Source organism: Agromyces tropicus (assembly GCF_039531345.1).
In the GTDB taxonomy this organism is placed as follows: domain Bacteria; phylum Actinomycetota; class Actinomycetes; order Actinomycetales; family Microbacteriaceae; genus Agromyces; species Agromyces tropicus.
This window is the reverse complement of sequence record NZ_BAAAPW010000002.1, coordinates 198,153-213,676: the sequence shown is the minus strand read 5'-3', so window position 1 is coordinate 213,676 and position 15,524 is coordinate 198,153. Positions and strand designations below refer to the sequence as shown.

At 74.3% G+C, this 15,524-nt stretch carries 18 protein-coding genes; 14 read left to right on the top strand and 4 right to left on the bottom strand.

What is annotated here, in order from left to right; all coding sequences use genetic code 11:
- The first annotated feature begins 38 nt into the window (after positions 1-38).
- Together hemE and hemG are read left to right on the top strand one after the other, a co-directional pair.
- On the top strand, positions 39-1,199 hold the full coding sequence (gene hemE, locus ABD230_RS06765; protein ID WP_425546195.1) for a uroporphyrinogen decarboxylase: 1,161 nt from the start codon (positions 39-41) through the stop codon (positions 1,197-1,199).
- The gene (gene hemG, locus ABD230_RS06760; protein WP_344370763.1) at positions 1,196-2,770 is read left to right on the top strand and encodes a protoporphyrinogen oxidase; all 1,575 of its coding nucleotides are present in this window, start codon (positions 1,196-1,198) and stop codon (positions 2,768-2,770) included. The genes hemE and hemG overlap by 4 nt, the downstream gene beginning before the upstream one ends.
- A 187-nt stretch (positions 2,771-2,957) precedes the next feature.
- Here the strand turns inward: hemG and ABD230_RS06755 are convergent, their stop codons facing one another.
- The gene (locus ABD230_RS06755; protein WP_344370761.1) at positions 2,958-3,398 is read right to left on the bottom strand and encodes a hypothetical protein; all 441 of its coding nucleotides are present in this window, start codon (positions 3,396-3,398) and stop codon (positions 2,958-2,960) included.
- Here ABD230_RS06755 and ABD230_RS06750 point away from each other — a divergent pair.
- The 12 genes from ABD230_RS06750 to ABD230_RS06695 all read left to right on the top strand — a co-directional run bounded on the left by ABD230_RS06750 (position 3,361) and on the right by ABD230_RS06695 (position 13,320).
- Positions 3,361-3,768, top strand: a complete 408-nt coding sequence (locus tag ABD230_RS06750) for a phage holin family protein (RefSeq protein WP_344370759.1) — start codon at positions 3,361-3,363, stop codon at positions 3,766-3,768. The two genes, ABD230_RS06755 and ABD230_RS06750, sit on opposite strands and share 38 nt — an antisense overlap.
- Positions 3,752-4,045 (top strand): DUF3618 domain-containing protein, encoded by a 294-nt coding sequence (locus ABD230_RS06745; protein WP_344370756.1) that lies wholly within the window; start codon positions 3,752-3,754, stop codon positions 4,043-4,045. The genes ABD230_RS06750 and ABD230_RS06745 overlap by 17 nt, the downstream gene beginning before the upstream one ends.
- Positions 4,026-4,712: a GntR family transcriptional regulator gene (locus tag ABD230_RS06740; protein WP_344370753.1), complete on the top strand. Its 687-nt coding sequence runs from the start codon at positions 4,026-4,028 to the stop codon at positions 4,710-4,712. The genes ABD230_RS06745 and ABD230_RS06740 overlap by 20 nt, the downstream gene beginning before the upstream one ends.
- A gap of 23 nt (positions 4,713-4,735) precedes the next feature.
- A complete protein-coding gene (locus tag ABD230_RS06735; RefSeq protein WP_344370750.1) occupies positions 4,736-5,848 on the top strand; it encodes a methyltransferase domain-containing protein in 1,113 nt (370 codons plus the stop codon).
- Between the two features lie 12 nt (positions 5,849-5,860).
- Positions 5,861-6,373 carry an OsmC family protein gene (locus ABD230_RS06730; RefSeq protein ID WP_344370748.1) on the top strand — a complete coding sequence of 171 codons (513 nt, stop codon included), beginning with the start codon at positions 5,861-5,863 and terminating at the stop codon, positions 6,371-6,373.
- Positions 6,374-6,431: 58 nt separating this feature from the next.
- Entirely contained in the window at positions 6,432-7,169 is a 738-nt protein-coding gene (hemQ, locus tag ABD230_RS06725) for a hydrogen peroxide-dependent heme synthase (RefSeq protein ID WP_344370745.1), read from the top strand.
- Positions 7,169-8,455 carry a ferrochelatase gene (locus ABD230_RS06720; protein WP_344370741.1) on the top strand — a complete coding sequence of 429 codons (1,287 nt, stop codon included), beginning with the start codon at positions 7,169-7,171 and terminating at the stop codon, positions 8,453-8,455. Before hemQ ends, ABD230_RS06720 begins: the two co-directional genes overlap by 1 nt.
- The gene (gene hemC, locus ABD230_RS06715) at positions 8,452-9,414 is read left to right on the top strand and encodes a hydroxymethylbilane synthase (RefSeq protein ID WP_344370738.1); all 963 of its coding nucleotides are present in this window, start codon (positions 8,452-8,454) and stop codon (positions 9,412-9,414) included. Before ABD230_RS06720 ends, hemC begins: the two co-directional genes overlap by 4 nt.
- 14 nt (positions 9,415-9,428) lie before the next feature.
- Positions 9,429-10,226: a uroporphyrinogen-III synthase gene (locus ABD230_RS06710; protein ID WP_344373239.1), complete on the top strand. Its 798-nt coding sequence runs from the start codon at positions 9,429-9,431 to the stop codon at positions 10,224-10,226.
- Between the two features lie 176 nt (positions 10,227-10,402).
- Positions 10,403-11,392, top strand: a complete 990-nt coding sequence (gene hemB / locus ABD230_RS06705; RefSeq protein ID WP_425546194.1) for a porphobilinogen synthase — start codon at positions 10,403-10,405, stop codon at positions 11,390-11,392.
- Entirely contained in the window at positions 11,389-12,723 is a 1,335-nt protein-coding gene (gene hemL, locus ABD230_RS06700) for a glutamate-1-semialdehyde 2,1-aminomutase (protein ID WP_344370734.1), read from the top strand. The genes hemB and hemL overlap by 4 nt, the downstream gene beginning before the upstream one ends.
- A 195-nt stretch (positions 12,724-12,918) precedes the next feature.
- Positions 12,919-13,320: a hypothetical protein gene (locus ABD230_RS06695; RefSeq protein WP_344370733.1), complete on the top strand. Its 402-nt coding sequence runs from the start codon at positions 12,919-12,921 to the stop codon at positions 13,318-13,320.
- A 17-nt stretch (positions 13,321-13,337) separates the two neighbouring features.
- Here ABD230_RS06695 and ABD230_RS06690 read toward each other — a convergent pair whose 3' ends face one another.
- From ABD230_RS06690 to ABD230_RS06680, 3 genes are read right to left on the bottom strand one after another with little or no spacing between them, the layout of a single operon-like run.
- Positions 13,338-13,724 carry a DUF1304 domain-containing protein gene (locus tag ABD230_RS06690; protein ID WP_344370729.1) on the bottom strand — a complete coding sequence of 129 codons (387 nt, stop codon included), beginning with the start codon at positions 13,722-13,724 and terminating at the stop codon, positions 13,338-13,340.
- 59 nt (positions 13,725-13,783) lie between these two features.
- Complete coding sequence (locus ABD230_RS06685) at positions 13,784-14,608, bottom strand: ABC transporter permease (protein ID WP_344370728.1); 825 nt, start codon at positions 14,606-14,608, stop codon at positions 13,784-13,786.
- A 5-nt stretch (positions 14,609-14,613) separates the two neighbouring features.
- Positions 14,614-15,510, bottom strand: a complete 897-nt coding sequence (locus tag ABD230_RS06680; RefSeq protein ID WP_344370725.1) for an ABC transporter ATP-binding protein — start codon at positions 15,508-15,510, stop codon at positions 14,614-14,616.
- Positions 15,511-15,524 lie beyond the last annotated feature (14 nt).

Sequence of the window (15,524 nt, the reverse complement as noted above, 5' to 3'; positions counted from 1 at the left end):
GCCCGTGCGCGCCGCCGGATCAGGCCGGATCCAGCCCGATGGGGGAGGATGTCACGGTGATCCTCTCCCCGCAGCATCCGCTCGCCGCCGGCCTCACGCACGACTCGCGACTCGTCCGCGCGTACCGCGGTCTTCGCAGCGACACGCTGCCGGTGTGGTTCATGCGGCAGGCCGGCCGCTCGCTCCCCGAGTACCGCGAGCTGCGGGTCGGCACCCGGATGCTCGACGCGTGCCTCGACCCCGAGATGGCGTCCGAGATCACGCTGCAGCCGGTGCGCCGCCACGGCGTCGACGCGGGCATCTTCTTCAGCGACATCGTCGTGCCTCTGAAGCTCGTCGGCGTCGACGTCGAGATCCAGCCCGGCCGCGGGCCGGTGTTCGGTCGCGCGTTCGCCGACGCGGCCGCCGTCGCAGAGCTCACCGCGATCGACCCGGCGCGGCTCGACGAGTCCGCCGGCCCGATCACCGAGGCGGTCACCCGCACGGTCGCCGAACTGTCGACGATCACCGCGCCCGGCGCGTCCACGACGACGCCGCTGATCGGCTTCGCCGGCGCGCCGTTCACGCTCGCGGCGTACCTGACCGAGGGCGGGCCGTCGAAGGACCACCTCGCCGCTCGGACGCTGATGCACGCCGATCCCGGCGCCTGGCGCGCGCTCATGGACTGGACGGCCGAGCTCACGGGTCGCTTCCTCCGGGTCCAGGTGCTCGCCGGCGCGTCGGCGGCGCAGCTGTTCGACTCCTGGGCGGGCGCCCTCTCGCTGGCCGACTACGAGGCGCACGTCGCCCCGGCCTCGGCGGCCGCGCTCGCGCACGTGCACGACCTCACCTACCAGGCGGCGGATGCCTCCGGCACGGCCGGCGACCATGCGGTGCCCGTCGTGCACTTCGGCGTCGGCACGGGCGAGCTGCTCGGCGCCATGAAGGCCGTCGGCGTCGACGTCGTGGGCGTCGACTACCGGATCCCGCTCGACGTGGCGGCGGAGCGCGTGGGCGCGGGCGTGCCGCTGCAGGGCAACCTCGATCCCGCCCTGCTCTCGGCCCCGTGGCCCGTGCTGGAGCGCGCGGTGCGCGACGTGGTCGCCCGCGGCCGCACGGCGCCGTCGCACGTGTTCAACCTCGGCCACGGCGTGCCGCCGGAGACGGACCCGGCCGTGCTGACCAGGGTCGTCGAGCTCGTCCACGAGGCCGGGCGATGAGCGCCGAGCCGGCCGGCGCCCCCGAGTCCGCCGGCCCGGACGGGCCGGAGCCCGAGCACCACGCGACCGACGTCGTGGTGGTCGGCGGCGGCGTCGCCGGACTCGTGGCCGCGCTGGAGTGCGCACGTCTCGGTCTCGGGGTGGTCGTGCTCGAGCAGGCCGGGCGACCCGGCGGGTGCGTGGGCCGGCTCGAGGTCGACGGGCTCGCGCTCGACGCCGGAGCCGAGTCGTTCGCCACGCGCAACGACTCGGTCCCGGCGCTCGTCGAGCGGCTCGGGCTCGCCGACGAGGTCGTGTCGCCGAACCCCGCAGGGGCCTGGCTCGCGTGGGGCGATCGCAGCGGCGTGCGCGCGGCGCCGTTGCCGCGCACGGGCGTGCTCGGCATCCCGGCGAACCCGCTCGGCGAGGACGTGCGGGCGATCATCGGCTGGGGCGGGGCCTGGCGCGCCTGGCGCGACCGGATCACCCCGATCCTCAAGATCGGGCGTGCGGAACGCCTCGGCCCGCTCGTGCGCCAGCGCATGGGCGACGCCGTGCTCGACCGGCTCGTGACCCCGATCTCCGCGGGCGTGTACTCCACCGACCCGGACGACCTCGACGTCGACGTCGTCGCCCCCGGGCTCAACGAGGCCATGACCCGCGCCGGCTCGCTCTCGGGCGGCGTCGCCCAGCTCGTGCAGGCGCGCCGTGCGGGCAGCGCCGTGCTCGGCCTGCGCGGCGGCATGCACACGCTCGTCGACGCGCTCGTCGCCGAGCTCGCCCGCTTCGGCGCCGTCGTGCGCACCGGCGCGCGGGCCACCGGCCTCGAGCGGGTGCCGGCCGGCGAGGTCGACGGCCCGCCCGTGCCGTCGTCGTGGCGGGTCACCGCGGCCGACGTCGGCGGCGACGCCTCCGCCGCGGCGGCGTCCTCGGGCGACGCGGGCGATCCCCGGCCCCCGGTGGTCGTGGACGCCCGGTTCGCGATCGTCGCCACGCCGGCCCACGCGTCGCGCGCGCTGCTCGCCGGAGTCGTCCCGACCGAGGCGCTCGCCGATGCGTGGCCCGACGCCGCGTCGGTCGAACTCGTGACGCTCGTGCTCGACGCGCCCGAGCTCGATGCCGCGCCGAGGGGCACGGGCGTGCTCGTCGCGGCCGGCACGCCCGGCGTCGCCGCGAAGGCGCTCACCCACTCGAGCGCGAAGTGGCCCTGGCTGGCCGAGGCGGCGCCCGGCCGCCATGTCGTGCGGCTCTCGTACGGGCGCGCCGGAGCGTCGAGCCCGCTCGAGGGCCTCGACGACGAGGCGGTGGCCGAGCGCGCGCTCGCCGACGCGTCCACGCTGCTGGGGGTCGACCTCGACCGCGCGCGGTTGCGCGCCTCCGGACGCTCCGCCTGGCGCGACGCGCTGTCGCAGGCGGCCGTCGGCCAGCGCGACCGCGTGCGCGCGCTCGAGGCCGCGGTCGAGGCCGACGCCGGCCTCGCGCTGACCGGGTCCTGGGTGGCCGGCACCGGCCTCGCCTCGGTCGTGCCGCACGCCGTCGAGGCCGCGGAGCGCATCCGCCGCCTGGCCCTGCGGATCGCCGGGGAAGCATAGCCGGATCGGAATACGATCGGCCGGATCGCCCGACAACCCCCTTGCGCGGCGAAGTGCTGGGTCTACGCTGGAGTGACGCTGTCTGCAGAACCGCAGCGGGGGATGGGGTGCACATGAAGGGCAAGTTCCTCTTCGTCGTCGGTCTCGGCGTGGGCTATGTGCTCGGCACGAGAGCGGGACGGGAACGCTACGAACAGATCCGCACGGCCGCCGAACGCGTGTGGAACCAGCCGACCGTCCAGGAGGGCGTCCAGACCGCGAAGGACTTCGCGATGGCGCGCGCCGGCGACGTCGGCGAGACCGTGCTCGACGGCGCGAAGAAGCTCGTCCGGCAGGTCACCGGCGGCGAGGGCGGTTCGGGTTCGACGTCCTCCGGGTCGACGGCGTCGAAGTCCTCGGCGTCGAAGTCCTCGGCGTCGAAGTCCTCGGCGTCGAAGTCGTCGGCGTCGAAGGGATCGTCGTCGGGCGCGAAGTCATCGTCGACCGCGAAGTCCGGCTCCTCCCGCTCGTCCGGCTCGAAGTCCGGCTCGTCCGGCTCCTCGGGTTCGTCCTCGTCCTCGTCCTGATCGATCCGCGGAGGTGACCTCCCGATGGCTGCACCACTGAACGACGACCGGTCCCTGTTCACGCTGGTCGGCGAGCTGCCCGACCAGATCTCCACGCTCGTCCGCGCCGAGATCGACCAGGTCAAGGCCGAGCTGAGCTACAAGGCCAAGCACTTCGGCATCGGCGCGGGGCTGGTGATCGCCGCGGCGTTCGTCGGCATCTTCCTGCTCGGCACGCTCATCGCGACCGGCATCCTGGCGCTCTCGCTGGTCATGCCCGGATGGGCGGCGGCGCTGATCGTCTCCGGCATCCTCCTGCTCATCATCGCGATCCTCGTCGGCGTCGCGCTCGCCAGCTTCCGACGGGGCAGCGAGCCGCTGGAGTCGATCGAGAGCGTCCGCAAGGACATCGACGCGATCACCGGAAGGGGCGAGTATGGCGGCCGCAACTGACGCCCGGCTCGACAAGAAGCAGCAGCGCAACCTGACGCGGATCCAGGCGCACGACAACGCCAGGTTCGCGCGCGACCAGCTCGCCGGCACGCTGAGCGCCCTCGAGGAGAAGCTCAACGTGCCCAAGCGCGTGGCGCGCGCCACCGGCCGGGCCAAGCGGCGGGTGCAGCGCTTCGCCGACGAGCAGCCGGGCGCCGCGATCGTCGTCGCGGTCGGCGTCGTCGCCGCCGTGGGCGTCGGGGTCTGGCTCGTGGTGCGTGCGACCCTCGACGACTGAACGGGTCCGGCCGGGCGCCGCGTCGGCGTCGACCGCGGTCGAGCGCGTCACGGGCCTCGTGCGCGACGAGATCCTGAACGGCGAGCTCGAACCGGGCACGCCCCTGCGCGAGGAATCCGCCGCCGCACGCTACGGCGTCTCGCGCCACACCGTGCGTGCCGCGTTCCAGCGGCTCGTCGCGGAGCGACTCGCGACCGCCGAGCCCTACCGGGGCGTGCGCGTCACGAGCTTCGACGCCCCGCAGATCATCGCCCTCCAGCAGCTGCGCGCGGCGCTCGAGATCGAGGCGCTCCGCATCGCGTTCGCACGGTTCGGCGGCACCCTGCCCGAGTCGGTGCTCGGCCCGGCCCGTGCGGCGGCCGACGCGATGGAGGGGGCCGCCGACGGCGGTCCCGGTGGGGCGACGGATGCCGCGTGGCGCGAGGTCGAACGCCACCACGCCGAGTTCCATGCCGCGCTCGTCGCGGCATCCGACAGCCCCCGCATCATCGAGGCCCACGCGGCCATCGGCGGCGAACTCCTGCTGTTCGTCGCCCACATCCGGCGGCACGCCACGGTCGCCGATCTCGTCGAGGAGCACCGACGCCTGCTCAGCGAGCTCCTCGAGCGCGGGCCGGAGGCCATGCGCGACCACCTCGAGCACTCCACCCGGCTGCTCATCGACTGAGCGGCACCCGCGAGGGAGGCGACATGTCCACCGACGACCTTCGACCCGACTCCGATTCCGCACCGGGCGATCCGGTCGACGCCTTCGCCGATCGCGTCTTCGCCGCGGGACTGGGCGCCCTCGAGACGCTCGCCCTGCACGTCGGCGACCGGCTCGGCTGGTACCGCATCCTCGCCGGGCGCGGTCCCACGAGCCCGGCGGAGCTCGCCGAGGCGGCCGGCACCGGCGAGCGGTACACGCGCGAATGGCTCGAGCACCAGGCGGTGAGCGGCATCGTCGCGGTCGACGACGCCGACGCCGAACCGGGCGAGCGCAGGTACACCCTCCCGGCCGCGCAGGCGGAGGTGCTCACCGACGAGTCCTCCCTCGCGTACCTGGCGCCGCTGGCCCGCATGATCGCCGGCTCGGCCGTGCAGATGCCGGCCCTCCTGGAGGCCGCCCGCACCGGCGGCGGAGTCCCGTGGGAGCGATTCGGCGAGGACGCGCGCGACGCGCAGGGCGACATCAACCGGCCGTGGTTCGACCGCCGCCTCGCCGGGGCGCTGGCCGCGGTGCCGGAGCTCGACGCCGTGCTCCGCCGGCCGGGCGCGCGGATCGTCGACGTCGGGTGCGGGCACGGGTGGTCGACGATCGCGCTCGCCCGCGCGTACCCGGACGCGCACGTCGAGGGGGTCGACGTCGACGCCGCGTCGGTGGAGGCCGCGCGGGCCCACGCCCGCGACGCCGGGCTCGCCGACCGCGTCGCGTTCCGGCTCGCGGGCGGAGAGGCGCTCGCCGAGGACGACGCCTACGACGCGGGCTTCATCTTCGAGGCGCTGCACGACATGCCCCGCCCCGTCGAGGTGCTCGCCGCGCTGCGGCGGGCGGTCCGCGACGACGGGGCCGTCGTGATCATGGACGAGGCGGTGGCCGAGCGCTTCGCGCCCGACGGCGACGAGGTCGAGCGCATCATGTACGGGTACAGCCTGTTCGTGTGCCTGCCCGACAGCCTCTCGACCCCGGGCTCCGTCGCGACCGGCACGGTCATGCGGCCCGCCGTGCTCGACGGCTACGCCCGCGGGGCGGGCTTCAGCTCCACCGAGGTGCTGCCCATCGAGGACTTCGCCTTCTTCCGGTTCACCCGCCTGCACCACTGAGATGATGGCGCCATGGAACAGGCCGAGCTCCGTGCGCTGCAGGCGCCGCTGAAGGACCGCTACCGGAACGACCCGGATGCCGCGATCGCGACGGTCCGGGCGCAGGCCACGTTCGCCGACCCCGGGATCACGGCCACCGTCGAGGGGTGGGGCGGTCGTCCGGTGCGCACCGGACTGCACCCGAGCACCGGCGGCGACGGCTCGGACGCCTGCTCGGCCGACCTGCTCCTCCAGGCGCTGGTCGGGTGCGCCGGGGTGACGCTGCGGTCCGTGGCCACGGCGATGGGGCTCGAGATCCGCTCGGCGGAGATCCGCGCCGAGGGCGTGTTCGACGCCCGCGGCACGCTCGGCATCAGCCGCGACGTCCCCGTCGGCGTGCTCGACGTCGTGGTGACGGCCGTCGTCGACACCGACGCCGACGACGCCGCGCTCGCGCGCCTGGCCTCGGGCACGGAGCGGTTCTGCGTGGTCGCGCAGTCCCTCGCCGAGACGCCGGAGTTCGTGGTCGTGCGCGCGGCGCGCTGAGCGCGGCATCCGGCGACGCCCTTTTTGTCCTTTCAGGTTGCGGGGGGAGGATAGTGCCATGTCATCCCCAGCTGCCGAAGGGGCAGCCGACGCGCGTCCGACCGACTCCGACTCCGCACCCTCGCCCGAGGGCTACACGCTGTTCGCCGTGCTCCGCAAGGACCCGGCACGCCCCGACGACCTCGACGGCCACGATGTGCCCCGCTTCGTCGACGAGCTCGACGGCGTGATCCGCCTGGTCGAGGACGAGGGCGTCGTGGTGCGCGGCATCTACGACGTCTCGGGCCTCCGCGCCGACGCCGACGTCATGCTGTGGCTGCACGGCCCGACCGCCGACGGCCTGCAGTGGGCGCTGCGCGAGCTGCGCCGCGCGCGCCTCTTCCGCGCCCTGCTGCCGACGTGGAACGCGATGGGGGTGCACCGCGACGCCGAGTTCAACAAGGCGCACGTCCCCGGCTTCCTGCGCGGAGTCGAGCCGAAGGGCTGGCTCACGGTCTACCCGTTCGTGCGCAGCTACGAGTGGTACCTGCTGCCGCCCGAGGAGCGCGGCCGCATGCTCGCCGAGCACGGCCGCAAGGGCGCCGCGTTCCGCGGGGTCGTCGCGAACACGGTGTCGGCCTTCGCGCTCGGCGACTACGAGTGGCTCCTGCCCATGGAGTCCGATGAGCTCAACGACCTCGTCGACATGATGCGCGACCTGCGCGCGACCGACGCGCGACGCCACGTGCGCGACGAGCTGCCGTTCTACACCGGACGCCGCATCACGACCGCCGAGCTCGTGGAGGTGCTGCAGTAATGGCCGCGACGAACCTCGGCGGTGCCGGCGCCGACGCGCCCGAGCGCGTGCAGGCCGCGGCTGCGGGCCATCCGCTGCGCGGCGTGAAGCCGCCCGCCGCGACGTCCGCGCCCCTCGCGCCCGGTGCGGTGGTGCCCGGTGCGACCGAGCCGGCGCAGTCCGGCCCCGAGCACGTCGAGGCGCCCGTCGCCTACGACGCGATCCTGCTCGCCGGCTTCGGCGGGCCCGAGGGCCAGGACGACGTGATCCCGTTCCTCCGGAACGTCACGCGCGGCCGCGGCATCCCCGACGAGCGCCTCGAGGAGGTCGCGCACCACTACCGCCACTTCGGCGGGGTGAGCCCGATCAACGAGCACAACCGCGAGCTGAAGGCCGCGCTCGAGGCGGAGCTCGCCGGGCGCGGGATCGACCTGCCGGTCATCTGGGGCAACCGCAACTGGGACCCGTACATGAACGACGCACTCCGCGAGGCGAACGAGCGCGGCTTCACGAAGCTCATCGCGGTCGCGACGAGCGCGTACTCGTCGTACTCGAGCTGCCGCCAGTACCGCGAGGACTTCGCCGACGCGCTGGAGGACACCGGCCTGGGCGGTGTCGTGCAGATCGACAAGGTGCGCCAGTTCTTCGACCACCCCGGCTTCGTCGCGCCGTTCGTCGAGGGCGTGCGCGAGGCGATCGCGAAGCTCGAGGCCGACCACGAGTCGTTCGACCCCACGACCGACGTCGAGGTGCTGTTCGCCACGCACTCGATCCCGACGACGGATGCCGCGAAGTCGGGCCCCGCGGATCGCGGCTTCGGCGAGGGCGGCGCGTACGCCGCGCAGCACCTGGCCGTGGCCGAGGTCGTCATGCGCGAGGCGGGCGCCGGCGACGTGCCCTGGAAGCTCGTCTACCAGTCGCGCTCGGGCCCCCCGACGCAGCCGTGGCTCGAGCCCGACGTCAACGACGCCATCGCCGAGCTGCCCGCCGCGGGTCGCAAGGCGGTCGTGATCGTGCCGCTCGGGTTCGTCAGCGACCACATGGAGGTCATGTGGGACCTCGACGAGGAGGCCATGGAGACGGCCGAGGAGCACGGCCTGGCCGCGGTGCGGGTGCCGACGCCCGGCGTGCACCCCGCCTACGTCGCGGGCCTCGTCGACCTCGTGCTGGAGCGCGTGCACGGCACGCCGGCGGCCGAGCGTCCGCACGCGACCGACCTCGGCCCGTGGTACGACGTCTGCCGTCCCGGCTGCTGCGAGAACGTGCGCCTCGGGTTCAAGCCGGCCCTCTCCGGGATCGCACCGTGAGCCCCGCCCGCGAGGTGATCCGCGTCGGCACGCGCGGCAGCGCCCTCGCGCTGGCGCAGACCCGCCAGATCGCCGAGCGCCTCGGGAAGGCGGCGGACGCCGACATCGAGATCGTCACCGTCACCACGCAGGGCGACACCTCTCGGGCATCGCTGCAGTCGATCGGCGGCACCGGCGTCTTCGCGGCGGCGCTGCGCGAGTCCCTCGTCGCGGGCGACTGCGACGTCATCGTGCACTCGCTGAAGGACCTCCCCACCGCCCAGCACCCCGAGCTCCGGCTCGCCGCGGTGCCCAGGCGCGCCGACGCGCGCGACGCCCTCTGCGCGCGCGACGGGCTCGCGCTCGCGGACCTGCCGGAGGGGGCGCGGATCGGCACCGGCTCCCCGCGGCGCATCGCGCAGCTCGCCGCCGCGCGGCCCGACGTGGTCGCCGTCGACGTGCGCGGCAACATCGACACCCGGCTCGGGTTCGTCGAGCAGGGCGAGCTCGATGCGGTCCTGCTCGCCGCCGCCGGGCTCGGCCGGCTCGACCGGGCGGATTCCGCGACGGAGCGCTTCGCGCTGTCGGACTGGCCGACCGCCCCCGGGCAGGGCGCGCTCGCGCTCGAGGTCCGGGACGAGCGCGGATCGCGGGCGCTGGAGCGCGGCCTCGCGGCCGTCGACCACGTCACGACGCGCGGCACGGTGCTCGCCGAGCGACTCGTGCTGGCCGGCCTCGAGGCGGGCTGCGCGGCCCCGGTCGGGGCGACCGCGTTCGTGGAGGACGAACTTCTGTTCCTCACGGCGACGGTGTACAGTGCCGACGGGACGCGGCAGGTGACCAGCTCGCACGCCGCCACCCCCGACAGCCGCTCGGCCGCCGACCTGGCGGACGCGGCACGCGACGTCGCCTCACGTGTCGTCGCGGAACTCCTCGGCAACGGCGCCGCCGACCTCGCACCTGCCTTGGAGTCGCCGTGACCGAATTCGAACCGATGACCGGCCCGATCAACCTGTCCGGAGCCGACGGGTCCAAGCCGCTCGCCGGCTGGCGCGTCCTCGTGCCGAGGGGCGGGCCGTGGGGCGACTCGGTCGCGGCGTCGCTGCGGGCGCGGGGGGCGTCGCCGGTCATCGCGCCGATGATCAACTTCGCACCGACCGACGACCAGCCGGCGCTCGAGTCGGCGCTCGCGAAGCTCGCCGCGGGCGGCTTCGACTGGGTCACCGTCACGAGCGCCACCACCGTCGACGTGCTCTCCTCGTACGGCGTGGTCGTCCCGGATTCGACGAAGGTCGCCGCGGTGGGGGAGACCACCGCGGCCGCCCTCGTCGCGGCCGGGTACCGCGCCGACATCGTGCCGAGCGAGGACAACTCCGCACGAGGGCTCCTCGAGGAGTGGGAGGCCGCCACCGACGGCGTCGTGCCGCTGCGCGTGCTGGCGCTGCGCTCGGCGATCGCCAAGCAGGTGCTGTCGGTCGGCCTCGAGCGCATCGGCCACCACGTCGAGGCGGTCGTCGCGTACCGCACGGTCGGCGTGCCCGTCGCGCAGAAGGTCGTCGACGACGTGCGCGCCGGCAAGGTCGACGCGATCCTCGTCACCTCGGGCAGCGTCGCCGAGCAGGTGCAGGCGCAGCTCGGTCCCGTGCCCGAGACCACGCTCGTCGCGGCCATCGGCCCGCAGACCCAGCAGGATGCCGCGGCCATCGGGCTGCGCGTCGACGTCGTCGCCGTGGAGCGCAGCGCCGAGTCGCTCATCGACGCGGTTGTGAACTCGGCGCTCGCGCGCGCCTGAGCCGCCTGCGGCATCCGCCCGCTCGCCCGCCGCGCTCCCGCATTCGAGTGCCGTTTCTGCGGTCGAGTGCGGATCCATTCCGGCCTCCACCGCAGAAATCGCACTCCTCCGCGCGGCGCGCCCGCGGTGCGCCCGCGATCACCGGGCGCCCAGCCGGGCGCGCGTAGGCTTGGCTGGTGACTTCCGCGCCCCGCGTGCGGCCCCGGCGACTCCGTGAGACGCCGGCACTGCGCCGCCTCGTGTCCGAGACCCGCCTCGACCCCGCCGAGCTCGTCCTCCCGGTCTTCGTCCGCGAGGGCGTGACCGAGCCGATGCCCATCGCGTCGATGCCGGGCGTCGTGCAGCACTCGCTCGACTCCGTCAAGCAGGCGGTGACGGATGCCGCGGCCGCCGGCGTCGGCGGCGTGATGCTCTTCGGCGTGCCCGAGACGCGCGACGCGACCGGATCGTGCGGTGTCGACCCGGACGGCATCCTCAACGTCGCGACGCGCGTCGTCGCCGACGAGGTGGGCGACGCGCTCGTCGTGCAGACCGACCTGTGCCTCGACGAGTTCACCGACCACGGCCACTGCGGCGTGCTCGACGCGCAGGGCCGGGTCGACAACGACGCCACGCTCGAGCGGTACCGCGAGATGGCGCTCGTTCAGGCGGCATCCGGCTCGCAGCTGCTCGGGCTGTCGGGCATGATGGACGGCCAGGTCGCCGCCGTGCGCGAGGCGCTCGACGACGCCGGGTTCACGCACACCGCGATCCTCGCCTACTCGGCGAAGTACGCCTCGGCCTACTACGGCCCGTTCCGCGACGCGGTGGAGTCGACGCTCGAGGGCGACCGCCGCACGTACCAGCTCGACCCCGGCAACCGTCGCGAGGGCCTCCGGGAGGCGATGATCGACATCGACGAGGGCGCCGACGTCGTGATGGTCAAGCCCGCGGGCTCCTACCTCGACGTGCTGGCCGACGTGGCCGCGGCGAGCGAGGTGCCGGTCTGGGCTTACCAGGTGTCGGGCGAGTACTCGATGATCGAGGCCGCGGCGATGCACGGCTGGATCGACCGCCGCCGCGCCGTGGTCGAGTCGGTCCGGGGCATCCGCCGTGCCGGCGCCGACGCCGTGCTGACGTACTGGGCGACCGAGCTCGCCGGATGGCTCCGGGAGGGGACCGAATGACCACCGCAACCACGGCGACGAACGCCGACCTCTTCGCCCGCGCGCAGGCCGCCATCCCGGGCGGGGTGAACTCGCCCGTCCGGGCGTTCCGCTCGGTCGGCGGCACGCCGCGCTTCCTCGTCTCAGCGCGCGGCCCGTACGTGACCGACGCCGAGGGCCGTGAGTACGTCGACCTCGTCGCCGGCTGGGGTCCCGCCATCCTCGGCCACGCCCACCCCGGAGTCATCGCCGCCGTGCAGGACGCCGCGGCCCGCGGCCTCTCGTTCGGCGCCTCCACGCCGGTCGAGACCGAGCTCGCGGAGCTCATCGAGCAGCGCGTCGCCCCGGTCGAGAAGCTCCGGCTCGTGTCGACGGGCACCGAGGCGACCATGAGCGCCATCCGCCTCGCCCGCGGGTTCACCGGCCGCGACCTGCTCGTGAAGTTCGCCGGGCACTACCACGGCCACTCCGACGGCCTGCTCGCGGAGGCCGGTTCCGGGCTCGCGACGTTCGCCCTGCCGGGCTCGGCGGGCGTCCCGGCCGACGTCGCCGCGCTCACCCTCGTGGTGCCCTACAACGACCTCGACGCGCTGCGCGCGGTGTTCGCCGAGCACGGCGACCGCATCGCGGCCGTGATCACCGAGGCGGCCGCCGCCAACATGGGCGTCGTGCCGCCGCTGCCCGGCTTCAACCGCGCAATCGTCGAGCTCGCGCACGCGCACGGCGCGCTCGTCATCAGCGACGAGGTGCTCACCGGCTTCCGCGTCTCGAAGGCCGGCTGGTGGGGCGTCGAGGCCGACACGGATGCCGCGTACACGCCCGACCTCGTCACCTTCGGCAAGGTCGTGGGCGGCGGCATGCCGGTCGCTGCCCTCGGCGGTCGCGCCGACGTGATGGAGCGGCTCGCGCCGCTCGGCCCGGTGTACCAGGCGGGCACGCTCTCCGGGAACCCGGTCGCCGTGACCGCGGGCGTCACGACGCTGCGCCTCGCCGACGATGCCGTCTACGCGACGCTCGACGAGGTGAGCGCGCTGCTGCAGCGCGAGGTCTCAGCTGCCCTGTCGGCAGAGGGCGTCGCCCACGGCGTACAGGTCGCAGGCAACCTCTTCAGCTTCCTGTTCGGCGAGTCCGTCGCGGGCGGCGCGCACGACTACGCGGGCGTGCTCGCGCAGGAGTCGTGGCGCTACGCGCCGTTCTTCCACGCGATGCTCGACGCCGGCGTCTCGCTGCCGCCGAGCGTGTTCGAGGCGTGGTTCGTGACGGCCGCGCACGACGAGTCCGCGATCACGCGCATCCTCGACGCCCTCCCGGCGGCGGCCCGCGCCGCGGCATCCGCCCGCCCGCCCGCCTGACCCGTCACTCACCTTTCTCAGGAGTTATCCGGCGGGTCGCGGGCCGGCGCGGCGTGTCCTCCTGAGAAACGTTCGGATGGGGCGCCTCGCTCCTGAGAAAAGCGCGGGGGGTGTGAGGGTTCGTGCATCGGCGGCTTCATCCCTTGTGGAGCGTCGACGACCTGACGACGACCGGTCTCGTGCAGGATGGGACGTATGGCGAACCTGCGCGTGCACAACGACCGGCTCGAGGTCCACCTCACGCCGGCCGAGAAGTCGCTCGCGTTCCGCGGCGCCGACGTGATCGTGCAGCGCGACGACATCCGCTCCGCCACGATCACGGACGACCCGTGGATCTGGGTGCGCGGCATCCGCCGTCGCGGCACCGAGGTGCCCCTCGTGATCGCCGTGGGCGCGTGGAAGACGCACAGCGGCAGCGACTTCGTGCTGGTCAAGGGCAAGCGGCAGGCCGTCGTGCTCGAGCTCTCGGGCGGCGAGTTCGACCGCCTGGTGCTCAGCACCTCGCGCGCGGCCGAGCTCATCGACCGGCTCAAGGTCGGCGGCGCCGAGGACGACGCCGCGACCGACGCGGCCGTCGAGGAGGCCACCGGCGACTGAGCGGGATCGCCGCCCGGTCAGGCGAACAGCAGCAGCACGAAGCCGATCAGCGGAAGGGTCCCCTGCACGATCGCCGCACGCAGGTATCCCGACCCCGTCGTGAGCAGCACCGCGGCCGCGGCCGCCATGCACGCCGAGGCGAAGAGCGCCAGCGTCCGACCGCCGGGCGCATCGGACCAGAGCAGCACGAGCCCGGCGATCGCGCCGAGGGCGAGGAACAGGTTGTAGAACCCCTGGTTGTACGCCATCGGCCGCAGGGTCTCGGCCTGCTCGTGGTCGCGGATGCCGAACACGCGCCACGTCGAGGGCTGCATCCAGCGCACGCTCTCGAGGACGAAGATGTAGACGTGCACGAGCGCCGCGAGGGCGACGGCGACGGAACCGAGGATCAGGGCGACGGTCATGGTCGGATGCTACGCCGGGACGCGGTCCCGCGCGGGGCGACGCGGCGCCGGGCGCCGGGTCAGGACACGTCGCGGCGCCACGTCGTGAGCCCGCCGATGATGGTCGTCACGAGCGCGATGCCGAACAGCACGAGGCCGCCCTGCCACCACTCGAGCGCCTCCGACGCGCCCGGCGACGCGATGCCGTAGAACGACGCGCCGACCAGGGCGTCGCTCGCCGCACCCGGGAGGAAGCGCCCGATGCTCGCCGTGACGTCGTTCAGCGAGGCCGCGATCCGCAGGATCGGCTCGACGAACTGGGTGAACGCGATGACGATGACGATGGCCGCGACCTGGTTCGGCACGAGGGCGCCGAGTCCGACGCCGATCGCGCCCCAGAGCGCCATGGCGAGGATGCCGCGGCCCACCAGCGCCCACGTGTCGGTCGCCCCGAGCCCGGTCTCGAGGTCGAACGCGGCGAGGGCCGCGGCGCCCGTGCCGACCGAGGTGGCGAAGCCGATGACGCCGAAGGCGGCGCCGACGACGAGCTGCGAGGCGAACTTGCCCGAGAGCACGGTGCCGCGGTGCGGCTGGGCGAGGAAGGTCGTCGTGAGCGTGCGGTGCCGGAACTCGCTCGTGACGGCGAGGGCCCCGAGCAGCACCGGGAAGACGTACCCGATCGAGCTGGCGAAGCTGTAGAGGAGCGGTGCGAGGTCGATTCCGGGCGGCAGGGTCGTGTTGCCGCCGGCTGCGGCCGCGGCGTCCGGGTTCTCGACGGTCCAGCCGAGGAACGCGCCGAACCCGCCCGACAGCAGGGCGACGTACCCGACGAGCACGATCGCGAGCAGCCACCACATGCGCGTGGTGAGCACCTTCTGGAACTCCGCTCCGATGGACCGCACCATCGACCTCACTCCCCACCCTCGCCGACGAGCGCGAGGAAGGAATCCTCGAGCCCCGATTTCAACGGATGCAGCGAACTCAGCTCGACGCCGCCGAGGAACGCCGCATGGCCGACGACGCCCGTGTCAGGCTCGGCCACGATGAACCCGCCCCGGCCGTCGGTGTACTCCAGGCCCGCCTGGTCGAGCGCGGCCGCGAGACGTGGCCGGTCGGGCCCGTCGACGACCGTGCGCGGCGACGCGTCGAGCTCGAGGCTCGACAGGCTGCCGCTGCGGACCAGTCGCCCGCGCGAGATGATGACGACCTCGTCGACGGACTGCTGCACCTCGCTCAGCAGGTGCGAGCTGACCAGCACCGTGCGGCCCTCCCGGGCGAGCGACTGCAGGAACCCGCGGATCCAGCGGATGCCCTCGGGGTCCAGCCCGTTGATGGGCTCGTCGAGGACGAGCACGCGGGGGTCGCCGAGGAGGGTCGTCGCGAGCGCGAGCCGCTGGCGCATGCCCAGCGAGAACCCGCCCACGCGCCGGGAGGCGAACTCGGACATGCCGACCTGCTCCAGCACCTCGCCGACCCGCGACGCCCGGATGCCCGCGGCGGTCGCGACCACGCGGAGGTGGTTGCGCGCCGTGCGCCCGGGGTGGAACGCCGCGTCCAGCGCGGCGCCGACGGTCTCGAGCGGGCGCGGCAGGTCCCGGTAGACCGCGCCGCCGAACGTCGCCGTGCCCGCGGTCGGCCGCTCGAGTCCGAGGAGCACGCGCAGGGTCGTGGTCTTGCCCGCACCGTTCGGTCCGAGGAAGCCGGTCACGCGTCCGGGCTCGACCGTGAAGCTGAGGTCCTCCACCGCGGTCACGGCGCCGAAGCGCTTGGTCAGGCCGGTGATCTCGATGGGGATGCCGTCGCTCATGCGCTCCTCGGTCC